This is a genomic window from Bradyrhizobium sp. CCBAU 53338 (assembly GCF_015291665.1).
Classification (GTDB): Bacteria; Pseudomonadota; Alphaproteobacteria; order Rhizobiales; family Xanthobacteraceae; genus Bradyrhizobium.
The window spans coordinates 7016568-7029135 of the sequence record NZ_CP030048.1; the positions used below are offsets into that span (position 1 = coordinate 7016568).

General features: G+C 64.0%; 13 protein-coding genes. 2 read left to right on the plus strand and 11 right to left on the minus strand.

The genetic code is table 11. From position 1 onward, the window contains the following. Nucleotides 1–5: 5 nt before the first annotated feature. Both XH90_RS33040 and XH90_RS33045 read right to left on the minus strand, forming a co-directional pair. Entirely contained in the window at nucleotides 6–776 is a 771-nt protein-coding gene (locus XH90_RS33040) for an SGNH/GDSL hydrolase family protein (RefSeq protein ID WP_194478400.1), read from the minus strand. Further along, a complete protein-coding gene (locus XH90_RS33045) occupies nucleotides 776–2032 on the minus strand; it encodes an OpgC domain-containing protein (RefSeq protein ID WP_194478401.1) in 1257 nt (418 codons plus the stop codon). Before XH90_RS33045 ends, XH90_RS33040 begins: the two co-directional genes overlap by 1 nt. A gap of 190 nt (nucleotides 2033–2222) precedes the next feature. Between XH90_RS33045 and apaG the strand changes: the two genes are divergently transcribed. Further along, nucleotides 2223–2615, plus strand: a complete 393-nt coding sequence (apaG, locus tag XH90_RS33050) for a Co2+/Mg2+ efflux protein ApaG (RefSeq protein ID WP_194482890.1) — start codon at nucleotides 2223–2225, stop codon at nucleotides 2613–2615. A gap of 78 nt (nucleotides 2616–2693) precedes the next feature. On the opposite strand, the gene XH90_RS33055 is transcribed toward apaG, so the two are convergent. From XH90_RS33055 to XH90_RS33065, 3 genes are all read right to left on the minus strand, one after another. Next, a complete protein-coding gene (locus XH90_RS33055; RefSeq protein ID WP_194478402.1) occupies nucleotides 2694–3701 on the minus strand; it encodes an Hsp33 family molecular chaperone in 1008 nt (335 codons plus the stop codon). A 239-nt stretch (nucleotides 3702–3940) separates the two neighbouring features. After that, nucleotides 3941–4864 carry an ornithine carbamoyltransferase gene (argF, locus tag XH90_RS33060; RefSeq protein WP_194478403.1) on the minus strand — a complete coding sequence of 308 codons (924 nt, stop codon included), beginning with the start codon at nucleotides 4862–4864 and terminating at the stop codon, nucleotides 3941–3943. Beyond that, entirely contained in the window at nucleotides 4864–6066 is a 1203-nt protein-coding gene (locus XH90_RS33065) for an aspartate aminotransferase family protein (RefSeq protein ID WP_194478404.1), read from the minus strand. Before XH90_RS33065 ends, argF begins: the two co-directional genes overlap by 1 nt. A 457-nt stretch (nucleotides 6067–6523) precedes the next feature. On the opposite strand from XH90_RS33065, the gene XH90_RS33070 reads away from it, so the two are divergent. Further along, on the plus strand, nucleotides 6524–7036 hold the full coding sequence (locus XH90_RS33070) for a GcrA family cell cycle regulator (RefSeq protein ID WP_018644522.1): 513 nt from the start codon (nucleotides 6524–6526) through the stop codon (nucleotides 7034–7036). A gap of 102 nt (nucleotides 7037–7138) precedes the next feature. On the opposite strand, the gene phoB is transcribed toward XH90_RS33070, so the two are convergent. The 6 genes from phoB to pstS all read right to left on the minus strand — a co-directional run bounded on the left by phoB (nucleotide 7139) and on the right by pstS (nucleotide 12475). Then, on the minus strand, nucleotides 7139–7852 hold the full coding sequence (gene phoB, locus XH90_RS33075; RefSeq protein ID WP_194478405.1) for a phosphate regulon transcriptional regulator PhoB: 714 nt from the start codon (nucleotides 7850–7852) through the stop codon (nucleotides 7139–7141). A 22-nt stretch (nucleotides 7853–7874) separates the two neighbouring features. Next, complete coding sequence (phoU, locus tag XH90_RS33080) at nucleotides 7875–8591, minus strand: phosphate signaling complex protein PhoU (RefSeq protein WP_128968872.1); 717 nt, start codon at nucleotides 8589–8591, stop codon at nucleotides 7875–7877. Between the two features lie 11 nt (nucleotides 8592–8602). Further along, entirely contained in the window at nucleotides 8603–9424 is an 822-nt protein-coding gene (gene pstB / locus XH90_RS33085; protein WP_194478406.1) for a phosphate ABC transporter ATP-binding protein PstB, read from the minus strand. Next, a complete protein-coding gene (pstA, locus tag XH90_RS33090; protein ID WP_194478407.1) occupies nucleotides 9421–10266 on the minus strand; it encodes a phosphate ABC transporter permease PstA in 846 nt (281 codons plus the stop codon). Before pstA ends, pstB begins: the two co-directional genes overlap by 4 nt. 4 nt (nucleotides 10267–10270) lie before the next feature. Continuing rightward, the gene (gene pstC, locus XH90_RS33095) at nucleotides 10271–11266 is read right to left on the minus strand and encodes a phosphate ABC transporter permease subunit PstC (protein ID WP_194482891.1); all 996 of its coding nucleotides are present in this window, start codon (nucleotides 11264–11266) and stop codon (nucleotides 10271–10273) included. A 198-nt stretch (nucleotides 11267–11464) separates the two neighbouring features. Beyond that, on the minus strand, nucleotides 11465–12475 hold the full coding sequence (gene pstS, locus XH90_RS33100; RefSeq protein ID WP_194478408.1) for a phosphate ABC transporter substrate-binding protein PstS: 1011 nt from the start codon (nucleotides 12473–12475) through the stop codon (nucleotides 11465–11467). Between the last annotated feature and the right edge of the window lie 93 nt (nucleotides 12476–12568).

Below are 12568 nucleotides of genomic sequence, written 5' to 3' on the forward strand. Positions count from 1 at the left end.
AGACCTCAATTCTGCTGCTCGGCCGGCCCCAGATGGGCAGCGTCGATCACAAACTGTGCCAACGCCCGGCCAATGCAATCATGGACCTGCTTCGCCAGCTCAGGGCCGCGAGAGGGACTGAACAGGTCGAACTGACCCTGATCATTCCACTGCCGCATGATCGCGAAACGGTCGAACAGCGGGATATCATGCTCCTGCGCCACCACCCGCATGTTGTCGAGATAGGGCGGCGCCGAAATCATGGTTTCGGTACGCGGGCTGTACTGCAAGTTCATCAAGACGACGTCAGCCCCCGCATTTTGCAACGCAGCGACCCCATCGGTCACCGCGCCGCGAAAATCGTCGGGATCGATGGAGCGGATAGCATCCACGGTCCCGGTCTGCCAGATGACCAAAGTAGGCGTTTTTGCTTCCATGAGCTTAACGAAGGTACCCGCGGCTTCCTCCGCGGTCTTCTTGCTCTGTATTTCTACGGATACGTGCACGGTCTCCGCAGGCGGCAGCTTGTCCTTCAAATTGGCCAGCATGCGCGCCGGGTATGAGCTGTCCTCCTGGGCCGGAATGGTCGTGGAGCGACTGCCGATCACCAGGATCTCGAGCGGCTTGCCTGCTTTGACGGTGTCGGCAACCTTGTGGAGCTGGCTGTCGGTGGCGAGCAGATAGGGCGGCAATTCGCAGGCTGCGGGCGCGGCAGGCACGGTATCGCCCGCACGCGCCGAAGGCGCGGCGAGGTCACCGCATAGCAGGATCAGGCTCAGGAGAACCTTCGCCTTCATCAGCCCCCTCCCGCCAGATCGGCGTTGCCGACGGCGTTTTTGGTTTTCGCACCGCCCTTGTCAGCCACGCGCTTGTACCACGAAATCACCCAAGCAACGCCCCACATGATCAGGATCCCGGAGAGACTAATCAGCGCATGCATGGCCGGTCCACCAGAGACCTCGGCCAGGATGAAATGGCCGGCGAAGGCCAGGAAGACGCCGAGGCAGAAGATCTCGAGGGAATGCTGACCGCACAGGATCAGAGGCCGCAGCCAGGGTGATTTCAGACCTGGCCACTCCCGCGGCAGGAAGCGCACGGTGAGTGCGGACAGCGCCAGGAAATGCGTGAAGCGCAGGACGTCGAGATCGGTCTTGTCGATCGGATACATCCACTGCTCGAGCCACTTCGGCATGAGATGGCCGAGTTGCGGCACGTACCAGGTCAACGTCACGTAGAACGCCGCGACGATGTAGGCGATCGAGATCCATATAGTCACGGGTGATGCCAGAATGCGCGACATGCGTCGCGCACCTCCGAGCGCGCACCATGCCCCGAACACGAACAGCAATTGCCAGGCCAGTGGATTGAACGCCCAGAAGCCGTTCGGATAGGCGGAGAAATAGAGGTCGAATTCCCAGGTCGCCGCATAGAGCAGCGCCGAGAGCGCGAGCGTGACGTCGGGCTTCCACTTCATCGACCACAGGATCAGCGGCAGCGCCAGCATGAGCACGATGTAGAGCGGCAGCACGTCCATGTTGACGGGACGGAACCGCAACAGCAGCGCCTGCACGATGGTGACGTCGGGCTGCTTGAGGAAATCCATGATGCCCATCTCTTCAGTGTAGAGCGGGTTCTCGAAGCTGGTCGCGACGTAGGAGATCTCGGCGAGGAAGATCGTGAACAGGAAGACGTGAGCGACATAGATCTGCCAGACCCGGCGCAGGATGCGCGCGGTGGCGATGACAAAACCGCTCTCCAGCATGGCGCGGCCGTAGACGAAGGCGGCGGTGTAGCCGGAGATGAAGATGAAGATCTCGGTGGCGTCACTGAAGCCGTAATTACGGATCGTGAACCAGGTCAGCAAATTCGGCGGCAGATGGTCGATGAAGATCAGCCACAGCGCGAGGCCCCGGAACAGATCGAGCCTGAGCTCGCGCTCGCCGATGGCCGGCAGCGTGATGGCCGGCGCAGCAATGCGCGGCTTGGCCTCCGCGGGCTTGGCGCCTGTCGTTCCCGCGATCGTCGATCCCGTCACTTGATCGGCAATGGTCATCGGGGCCCAAAAACCCTTCCGCAAAATCGCAACGTTGAAAGTTGAAAGGAGTGTACCGGTCCAGTCGCCGCCTCGCAAAGCGGCTGGACCAAATTTGGGGTCTACTTCCTCGTGAATTCTGGCGGGACGATGTCGCCCCGGCCGCCTGCGGCGTTTGGTTCCCGGCGGGGTTTTCGTTATGATGGCAGCCATGTACCGCGCCGTGACCCGCCAGATCGAAGTGACCGTCGAGCCGAACTTTGTTCCGGAGCAGTCGTCGGCCGACCGCTCGCGCTATTTCTGGTCCTACACCATCGTCATCACCAATTCGGGTGACGAGACCGTGCAGCTCAAGACGCGGCACTGGATCATCACCGACGCCTCCGGCCGCCAGCAGGAGGTCAAGGGCGAAGGCGTCGTCGGCGAGCAGCCGACCCTCGCCCCCGGCGAGCGGTTCGAATACACCTCCGGCGTGCCGCTCTCGACCGCCTCCGGCTTCATGACCGGCCGCTACCAGATGGTCAGCGAAACCGGCGAACGTTTCGAGATCGACGTGCCGACATTTTCGCTCGACAGCCCGGACAACAAGCGGGTGTTGAATTAGAGGCGACACACACCGCCCGATCAAGTCGGGCGATGACACCGGGCGTGGGGCTCGGAATGAACGAGGATGGAGCGCGCCTTACGCGTCCTCGACGCCGGCCTCTTCGGGCGTGAACTCGTACACCGATGAGCAGAACTCGCAGGTCACGACGACCTTGTCGTCCTTGACCATCGCGCTGCGATCGTCAGGCGAAAAGCTCTTCAGCATGGACGCGACCGCATCGCGCGAGCATGAGCATTGCGCTTTCAGGACGAGCGGCTTGAACACGCGCACGCCGCGTTCGTGGAACAGACGATAGAGCAGCCGCTCGCCGGAGAGATCGGGATCGATCAGTTCGACGTCCTCGACGGTCTCGATCAGCGAGCGCGCTTCGACCCAGGCATCGTCTTCAGCGACGCTGTGAGCCTCGAGGCCCTCAGGCGCATCGCCGGGATGCAGGTCAGCCTGCCGCGCGCGCTCCGGCGCCTTCGGCAGGAATTGCATCAGCATGCCGCCGGCGCGCCAGCGGTGCTTGCCGCCGTCGCTCGAGCGCCACTCCTCGCCGACCGCAAGGCGCACACGCGTCGGGATCTGCTCGGAGCGCAGGAAATATTCGTGGGCGGCCTCTTCCAGGCTGCCGCCGTCCAGCGCGACCAGGCCCTGGTAGCGGCTCATGTCGGGCCCCTGATCGATGGTCATGGCGAGATGACCGCGGCCGAGCAGCGTGCCGGAGTCCCTGGCATCGCCAAGCCGCTCGGCGTCGAAGCGCGCATAGGCGCGCAGGCGATCCGGCGCCTGATAGTCAACCACCAGGAACGACACCGGCCCGTCGGTCTGGGCCTGGAGGATGAAGCGGCCTTCGAATTTCAGCGCCGAGCCGAGCAGCGTCGTCAGCACGATGGCCTCGCCGAGCAGCTTGCCGACCGGGGCCGGGTAATCGTGCTTGGTCAGGATCTCGTCGAGCGCAGGGCCAAGCCGCACCAGGCGACCGCGCACATCGAGCGCGTCGACCTCGTAGGGCAGCACGGCATCGTCGATCGGAACCGCTGAAGGCGCGCGAACCGGGCCTTCAGGCCCGGTTTTCATGTCAGGGGATTGGGAAACCATGGCGCTTTATCTGGGGTCGGAGGGCGGAAAATGGAAGGGGGCGCAGATCAACGCGCCCGAACGCTGCTTTGATCGCATACGATACCGCAAACTCGGTGTCGTCCTGGCGCAGGCCAGGACCCATAACCCGAGGGAGGAGTCGTGGCGCACGCCGGCAATCGCCAATCTTCGCCAAACAGAGCCCGGTGGTATTGGGTCGTGGCTTTCGCCAGCACGACGATCGTTACCGCGCGCCCAGGCTACTTCACCGCGTCGAAGCACCAGGCCAAGATGCCCTTCTGCGCGTGCAGGCGGTTTTCGGCCTCGTCGAACACGACCGATTGCGGCCCGTCGATCACTTCATCAGTGACCTCCTCGCCGCGATGGGCGGGCAGGCAGTGCATGAACAGCGCATCTGGCTTGGCGAGCGACATCAGCTTGGAATTGACCTGGTAAGGCTTGAGCACGTTGTGGCGATGCTCACCTTCCTTGTCGCCCATCGACACCCAGGTGTCGGTGACGACGCAATCGGCGCCCTTCACGGCAGCCTCGGGATCGGTGCCGAGCACGATCGATGCGTTGGTCGCCTTGATGAAGTCGCGCATCACCTTCTTCGGAGCGAGTTCCGGCGGCGTTGCCACGTTGAGGTTGAACTTGAAGCGTTCGGCGGCATGGGCCCAGGACGCCAACACGTTGTTGTCGTCGCCGGTCCAGGCCACGGTCCGGCCTTCGATCGGACCGCGATGTTCCTCGTAGGTCATGAGGTCGGCCATCACCTGGCAGGGATGCGAGCGCCGCGTCAGGCCGTTGATGACGGGCACGGTCGCATTCGCCGCAAGCTCCAGCAGCGCCTCGTGGTTGAGGATGCGGATCATGATGGCATCGACATAGCGCGACAGCACGCGCGCGGTATCGGCGATGGTCTCGCCGCGGCCGAGCTGCATCTCGGCACCGGTGAGCATGATGGGCTCGCCACCGAGCTGGCGCATTGCGACGTCGAACGAAACGCGGGTGCGGGTCGACGGTCGCTCGAAGATCATCGCCAGCGTCTTGCCTTCGAGCGGCCTGACCGGCTGATGCGCCTTCTGCTTCGCCTTCATGGCGGAGGAGGCCGCGAGCATGCTCTTGAGCTCCGACAGCGGCAGCTCGTTGATGTCCAGGAAGTGCTTGGGACCCTTGCTCATCAGCTTGCCGCCCGCTTGTTGCCTGACAGCGCCGTGCAGGCGCGTTCGAGCCGGCCGACACTGTCCTCGATCTCGGCCTCGGTGACGATCAAGGGCGGCAGGAAACGCACGACATTGTCGCCGGCGCCGACGGTGAGCAGCTTTTCGTTGCGGAGCGCGGCGACCAGATCGCCGGAGGGAACTACGGCCTTGATGCCGATCAGGAGGCCCTCGCCACGGACTTCGCTGACGACGTCAGGGTGACGGTCGATCACGGAAGCGAGCTTCTGCTTGAGCAGCAGCGACATCTTCTGCACGTGATCGAAGAAGCCGGGCTTGAGCATGACGTCGAGCACGGCATTCGCAGCCGCGATCGCCAGCGGGTTGCCGCCGAAGGTCGAGCCGTGCGAGCCGGGGCCCATGCCGGAGGCCGCATCCGCGGTCGCCAGGATAGCACCGATTGGAAAACCGCCGCCGAGCGCTTTCGCAAGCGACATCACGTCGGGTGTGACGCCGGTGCGGCGATGAGCGAACAGATCGCCGGTCCGGCCCATGCCGGTCTGCACCTCGTCGAATGCGAGCAGCAAGCCCTTCTCGTCGCAGAGCTGGCGCAGCGCCTTGAGGAAGCCGGGAGGCGCCGAACGCACGCCGCCCTCGCCCTGGATCGGCTCGATCAGGATGCCGGCGGTGTGCGGACCGATCGCCTTCTTCACGGCCTCAATGTCGCCATGCGGGATCTGGTCGAAACCGTCCATCGGCGGACCAAACCCTTCGAGATATTTTGCCGATCCCGTTGCGGCCAGCGTCGCCAGCGTGCGGCCGTGGAAGGCGCCCTCGAAGGTGACGATGCGGTAGCGCTCCGGATGGCCCTTGGAGAAATGATGATGGCGAACCAGCTTGATCACGCCCTCCAGCGCCTCGGCGCCGGAATTGCAGAAGAAGACGAAGTCCGCAAAGCTCTCGTTGCACAGGCGCGCGGCGAGCTTCTCGCCATCCGGGCTCTGGAACAGATTGGACATGTGCCAGAGCTTGGTCGCCTGCTCCTGCAACGCCTTGACGAGCGCAGGATGGGCATGGCCGAGCGCGTTCACGGCGACGCCCGAGGTGAAATCGAGATAGCGATCGCCATTGGTTGCGATCAACCAGACGCCTTCACCGCGCTCAAAACCGATGTCGGCCCTGGCAAAAACGGGGAGCAAATGCGGCGCTGCGCTGTTGGTCATGACGATCACTTGATTGTTGCGGACGGCCGACGCGTGCATTGCGCAACGCACCATTGACCGGCCCGGAAAACGAAACGTGCCGCCTTTTAAGGGCGGCACGCACGGCCATTTTAGGCCTGGTGATCCGGGTGTCAATGCCGCCCGGAAAGCCTCGCGAAACGCCGAATCCGTAGTCTTGCGGTGACGATTTTGCAGGATTTTCGCCACGGAACATGTGGAAGCGAGTCGGCGGACTCTTGCGCGCGAGTCACGCCATATTGTAGCGTTTGGCTTGTCAGATACGACATCTCGTGCAGCGGTTCTGATCCCAAGAGTCCTCATGTACCGGCGTAAACGTTCGGGCGCACTTCGCGCGCCCGGCGAGCCTTAAGGGATTCCGGCGGCACGGGTTTTTCGAGGCTTAGGCATTCGTTGTGCGGCCCCAGGATGGCGGGCGCGCGGCGAAGGAAAGGGTGCAATGACGGTTTTGACCTGGTCCGACGATCGCGTCGAGCAGCTGAAAAAGCTCTGGGAGGCCGGACTTTCGGCCAGCCAGATCGCCGCCGAGCTTGGGAATGTCACCCGTAACGCCGTGATCGGAAAGGTGCACAGGCTCGGCCTGTCCGGCCGCGCCAAGAGCCCCTCGTCAGCGGCTCCGCGGCCACGCAAGGCACGTCCTGCGCAGCACATGATGCGGGTGAGCAGGCCGATCGCGCGCGGCAACACCGCACTGGCGCAGGCCTTCGAGGTCGAGGTCGAGGCCGAACCCGTTACCTACGACAACGTGGTGCCGATGAGCCAGCGGCTCTCGTTGCTCGAGCTGAACGAAGCCACCTGCCACTGGCCGGTGGGCGATCCCTCGAGCCCGGATTTCTTCTTCTGCGGCGGCAAGGCCCTGTCCGGCCTGCCCTACTGCGCCCAGCACTCGCGCGTTGCGTATCAGCCGGCAGCCGATCGCCGCCGCGCACCGGCCAAGCCCGGCACGCGCTGAGTACAGCTTGAGACCGACATCGTCCCGGCACCGGCCGGGGCGAAAAAGAAAAGCGCGCCACCGAGCGCGCTTTTTTTGTTTTGCTTGCGGGCAGCTAGGTAGCTAGCCGGAGGCCTGCTCGGCCTTCGCGAAGCGATCGTCGAGCGCGTAGCCCGCGCCGCGGACGGTGCGGATCGGGTCCTGCTCGCGGCCGAGATTGAGCAGCTTGCGCAGGCGGCCGATATGCACGTCGACGGTGCGCTCGTCGATATAGATGTCGCGGCCCCAGACGCTGTCGAGCAGCTGCTCGCGCGAGAACACGCGGCCGGGATGCTCCAGGAAGAACTCGAGCAGACGGTATTCGGTCGGGCCGAGATCGATCGGCCGGCCCGAGCGCGCCACGCGGCGCTTTTCGCGGTCGAGCTCGATGTCGCCGAAAGCAAGCACGGTCGCGAGCCGCTCCGGGCTGGCGCGCCGCAGCAGCCCCTTCACGCGCGCCAGCAGCTCGGGCACCGAGAACGGCTTGACGATGTAATCGTCGGCGCCGGTCGCAAGGCCCCGCACCCGTTCGCTCTCCTCGCCGCGCGCAGTGAGCATGATGATCGGCAGCTGCTTGGTGTCGGACCGCGTCCGCAAGCGGCGGCACAGCTCGATGCCCGACAGCCCCGGCAGCATCCAGTCGAGCACAATCAAATCGGGGATATGCTCCTTGAGGCGGGTGTCGGCGTCGTCGCCGCGCATCACCGTCTCGACGTCATAGCCGTCGCCTTCGAGGTTGTAGCGGAGAAGCTCGGTGAGAGCTTCCTCGTCCTCGACCACCATAATGCGTGCGCCCATGGTCTGGTCGCTCCTTGCCTGATCAGGTGTTCGGGACCGTCGTGGCGAACGTCGTCATGTCGCCCTTCGGCCGCTTGTCGGTGATCGCCTGGCCTTCGATCATGTAGAACACGGTCTCGGCAATGTTGGTGGCATGATCGCCGATCCGTTCGATGTTCTTGGCGCAGAACATCAGGTGGATGCAGAACGAGATGTTGCGCGGATCCTCCATCATGTAGGTGAGGAGTTCGCGGAACAGCGAGGTGCAGATGGCGTCGACTTCCTCGTCGCCCTTCCACACCGCCATCGCCGCCGGCAGATCGTGCGCGGCATAGGCGTCCAGCACCGACTTGACCTGCTGCTGCACGAGGTCGGTCATGTGCTCGAGGCCGCGGAACAGTTTGAGCGGATGGAAATCCGTCTCCAGCGCCGCGACGCGCTTGCCCATGTTCTTGGCGAGGTCGCCGATCCGCTCGAGATCGGTCGCAACGCGCATGGCGCCGACGATCTCGCGCAGGTCCACCGCCATCGGCTGGCGGCGTGCGATGGTGAGCACGGCGCGCTCCTCGATTTTCCTCTGCAGCGTGTCGAGCTCGGCGTCGATGGTGACGACGCGCTGGCCGAGCGCGACGTCGCGGCGGATCAGGGCATCGACGGAATCGACGATCATGCGCTCGGCGATGCCGCCCATCTCGGCCACCAGGCGGGTGAGCTCCTGGAGGTCGGTGTCGAAGGCTTTTGCGGTATGTTCAGAACCCATGTCCCGTCTCCTCAGCCGAACCGGCCGGTGATGTAATCCTGCGTGCGCCGGTCGGACGGCGACGTGAAGATCTTGCTGGTGTCGTCGAACTCGATCAGTTCGCCGAGATACATGAAGGCGGTCTTGTCGGAGACGCGGGCCGCCTGCTGCATGTTGTGGGTGACGATCGCGATCGTGTAGTTCTCGGACAGTTCCTGGATCAGTTCCTCGACCTTGGCGGTCGAGATCGGATCGAGCGCCGAACAGGGCTCGTCGAACAGGATCACCTCGGGCCGCACGGCGACGGTGCGGGCGATGCAGAGGCGTTGCTGCTGGCCGCCGGAGAGCGACAGGCCCGAGGCGTTGAGCTTGTCCTTGACCTCGTTCCACAGCGCGCCGCCGCGCAGCGCCTTCTCGACGCGACCGTCCATCTCGGACTTCGAGATCTTCTCGTAGAGACGGATGCCGAAGGCGATGTTCTCGTAGATCGTCATCGGGAACGGCGTCGGCTTCTGGAACACCATGCCGACGCGGGCGCGCAGCAGGTTGAGATCGAGCTTCGGGTCGAGGATGTTGGTCTGGTCGAGCATGAGCTGACCGGTGACGCGCTGGCCCGGATAAAGGTCGTACATCCGGTTGAAGATGCGCAGCAGGGTCGACTTGCCGCAGCCCGACGGCCCGATAAAGGCCGTGACGCGGTTGGTGCCGAGCGCCAGGTTGATGTTCTTCAGCGCGTGGTGTTCGCCGTAATAGAAGTTGAGATTGCGCACCGTCACCTTGGCCGGGGCCTCCGGCAACGGCTGCTGCGATGCCAGATGAGCGTTGGAACTCACGGATACGGACAGATCGGTCATTTTACGGTCCTCTCGGCGCCAAGAATGCGCGCGCCAATGTTCAAGGCAAGCACGGTGAGCGTGATCAGCAGGGCGCCGCTCCAGGCGAGTTGCTTCCAGTACTCGTAGGGGCTCTGCACGAAGTTGTTGATGGTGACAGGCAGGTTCGCCATCGTCTTGGTGAGGTCCAGGCTGAAGAACTGGTTCGACAGCGCGGTGAACAGCAGCGGCGCAGTCTCACCCGCAACGCGCGCGGTCGCGAGCAGCACGCCGGTGATCAGGCCGGAGCGCGCCGCGCGGTAGGCGATCTTCTTGATCACCAGCGAGCGCGGCAAACCGAGCGCACTGGCGGCCTCGCGCAACGGGTTGGGCACCAGCAAGAGCATGTCCTCGGTGGTACGCAGAACCACCGGGATCACGATCACGGCCAGGGCCAGACAGCCAGCGATGCCGGAGAAACCTCGCATCGGCACCACCACCGCGCCGTAGATGAACAGGCCGATGATGATCGAGGGCGCGCTGAGCAGGATGTCGTTGATGAAGCGGATCACCGAGGTAAGGCGATCGTGCCGGCCGTATTCGGCGAGATAGGTCCCCGCGAACAGGCCGAGCGGCGCACCGATGCCGACGCCGATCACGGTCATGATCACCGAGCCGACGATGGCGTTGAGCAATCCGCCTTCGGTCGAGCCGGGCGGCGGCGTGCTTTGCGTGAAGATCTGGAAGTTGAGACCGGTGACGCCGTTGTAGAGCAGCGTCGCCAGAATGAGCGCGAGCCAGGTGACGCCGAACAGGGCGGCGGCAACGCACAGGACGCGAATGACGATGTCCTTGCGGCGGCGGCGTGCGTAGATCGGATTCATGGCGCTATTTTCCCGCCTTCTTCTCAAGCCGCAACAGCATCAGCCGCGCGGCCGCCAACACGAAGAACGTCAGCACGAACAGCAGCAGACCAAGCAGGATCAGCGCGGACTGGTGCAAGCCGTCGCTTTCGGCGAACTCGCTCGCGATCGCCGCCGAGATGGTCGTGCCGGGCGCGAAGATCGAGGTCGAGATGCGGAACGAATTGCCGATGATGAAGGTCACCGCCATCGTCTCGCCGAGGGCGCGTCCGAGGGCGAGCATGACGCCGCCGATCACGCCGACGCGGGTGTAGGGAATGACCACGTTGCGGACGACTTCCCAGGTGGTGCATCCGACGCCATACGCCGCTTCCTTCAGCACCGGCGGCACCGTCTTGAAGACGTCGACCGAGATCGCGGTGATGAAGGGCAGCACCATGATCGCCAGGATGAGCGAGGCGTTGAACAGGCTGAGATAGGATGGCGGGCCGGCAAAGACCGCGCCGAGGATCGGCACCGAACCGAAGGTGTCGATCATGAACGGCTGGAAGGTGTAGGCGAGGAACGGCCCGAGCACGAAGAAGCCCCACATGCCGTAGATGATCGAGGGAATGCCGGCGAGCAGCTCGATCGCAATCCCGATCGGACGGCGCAGCCATTGCGGGCACAGTTCGGTCAGAAAGATCGCGATGCCCAGACCCACGGGAATCGCGATCAGCATGGCGATGAAAGAGGTGACGAGGGTGCCGTACATCGGCGAAAGCGCGCCGAGCACGGGCGGATCAGCCGAGGGCGCCCAGCGCTGCGACCACAGGAACGGCAGGCCATAGGCCTTCGCCGCCGGCCAGGCACCGATGACCAGGGAAATGATGATACCGCCGAGAATCAGCAGGACCGAAATCGCGCTGAGGCGGGTGATCCAATAGAAAGTGATGTCGCCCAGCTTGAAGGCGCTGAGCGCCTTGGCGCGGTCATAGGGTCCGGCAGCTTCCATCACCGGTGCGTCGCTCTGTACGGCCATGTCTGCCACGCCGATCCCCTGTACTGACTATATTCTGTTTGGCCTGCCTGGTCTCGTGCCCCGGATGGAACGCAGCGCGAAGCGGTGCGACGCCGATCCGGGGCCTCTAGTCCTATGCGCCCGGCTCAGCGGCGCGGCGCTGGACGATGGTTCGCATCGCCAGAGCCGTACCGCGTCCGGGACACGAGAGCCGCTTGCTCAGCTCTTGATGTCCGCAGCCCAGGTCTTCTCAATCTGCTTGACGACCGAGTCGGGCATCGGGATGTAATCGAGCTCTTCAGCCATCTTGCCGCCCTTGTCGAACGAGAACTTGAAGAACTTGAGCGCGTCCTGGACGGCTGCCTTGTCGGTCGCATCCCGGTGGATGAGGATGAAGGTCGAGGCAACGATGGGCCAGGACTTGTCGCCCGGCTGGTCGGTCAGGATCAGGAAGTAGCCGGGAGCGTGAGCCCAGTCGGCGTTCGAGGCCGCGGCCTGGAAGCCTTCGTTGGTCGGCTGCACCGGCTTGCCGGCCTTGTTCACCAGACCGGTGTAGGTCAGCTTGTTCTGCTTGGCATAAGCGTATTCGACATAGCCGATCGAGTTCTTGGTCTGGCCAACGTTGGCGGACACGCCTTCATTGCCCTTGGCGCCGACGCCAGACGGCCACTCGACGACGGTGCCCGAACCGATTTTCGACTTCCAGTCCGCGCTGACCTTCGCCAGGTAATCGGTAAAGTTGAAGGTGGTGCCCGAAGCGTCCGAGCGATGCACGACCGAGATCGCGGCCGACGGCAGGGTCACCTTCGGATTGAGCTTCTTGATCGCCGCGTCATCCCACTTGGTGATCTTGCCCTGGAAGATGTCAGCCAGCGTCTGGCCGTCGAGCATGATGTCGCCCGGCTTCACGCCATCGATGTTCACGACCGGAACGATCGCGCCCATGATCATCGGCCACTGGGCGAGGCCATCCTTCTCGAGCTGCTCGGCCTTCAGCGGAGCGTCGGTGGCGCCGAACGTCACGGTCTTGGCCTGCACCTGCTTGATGCCGGCGCCGGAGCCGATCGACTGATAGTTCACGACCCCGTTCGTGTCCTTCTTGTAGGCATCGGCCCACTTCGAGAGGACGGGGAAGATGAAGCTGGAACCCGCGCCGGTGATGTCGGCAGCATAGGCAGACGTCGATGCGGCGACCAAGCCGGCAGCGACGATAGTTTTGAGGAAATTCATGCTGGTCTCCATACAGGGGAACGAAGCGCCCATCAGCGCCCGATCGCGCTCCCCCACGCCGCCCCTTTAGGAGCGGTCGACTGAGCTTTTACG

Bases quoted from the DNA above. Each gene is read 5' to 3' on its own strand.
- XH90_RS33040 (WP_194478400.1), bottom strand. From the start codon at position 776: ATGAAGGCGAAGGTTCTCCTGAGCCTGATCCTGCTATGCGGTGACCTC.
- XH90_RS33045 (WP_194478401.1), bottom strand. From the start codon at position 2,032: ATGACCATTGCCGATCAAGTGACGGGATCGACGATCGCGGGAACGACA.
- apaG (WP_194482890.1), top strand. From the start codon at position 2,223: ATGTACCGCGCCGTGACCCGCCAGATCGAAGTGACCGTCGAGCCGAAC.
- XH90_RS33055 (WP_194478402.1), bottom strand. From the start codon at position 3,701: ATGGTTTCCCAATCCCCTGACATGAAAACCGGGCCTGAAGGCCCGGTT.
- argF (WP_194478403.1), bottom strand. From the start codon at position 4,864: ATGAGCAAGGGTCCCAAGCACTTCCTGGACATCAACGAGCTGCCGCTG.
- XH90_RS33065 (WP_194478404.1), bottom strand. From the start codon at position 6,066: ATGACCAACAGCGCAGCGCCGCATTTGCTCCCCGTTTTTGCCAGGGCC.
- XH90_RS33070 (WP_018644522.1), top strand. From the start codon at position 6,524: ATGACGGTTTTGACCTGGTCCGACGATCGCGTCGAGCAGCTGAAAAAG.
- phoB (WP_194478405.1), bottom strand. From the start codon at position 7,852: ATGGGCGCACGCATTATGGTGGTCGAGGACGAGGAAGCTCTCACCGAG.
- phoU (WP_128968872.1), bottom strand. From the start codon at position 8,591: ATGGGTTCTGAACATACCGCAAAAGCCTTCGACACCGACCTCCAGGAG.
- pstB (WP_194478406.1), bottom strand. From the start codon at position 9,424: ATGACCGATCTGTCCGTATCCGTGAGTTCCAACGCTCATCTGGCATCG.
- pstA (WP_194478407.1), bottom strand. From the start codon at position 10,266: ATGAATCCGATCTACGCACGCCGCCGCCGCAAGGACATCGTCATTCGC.
- pstC (WP_194482891.1), bottom strand. From the start codon at position 11,266: ATGGCCGTACAGAGCGACGCACCGGTGATGGAAGCTGCCGGACCCTAT.
- pstS (WP_194478408.1), bottom strand. From the start codon at position 12,475: ATGAATTTCCTCAAAACTATCGTCGCTGCCGGCTTGGTCGCCGCATCG.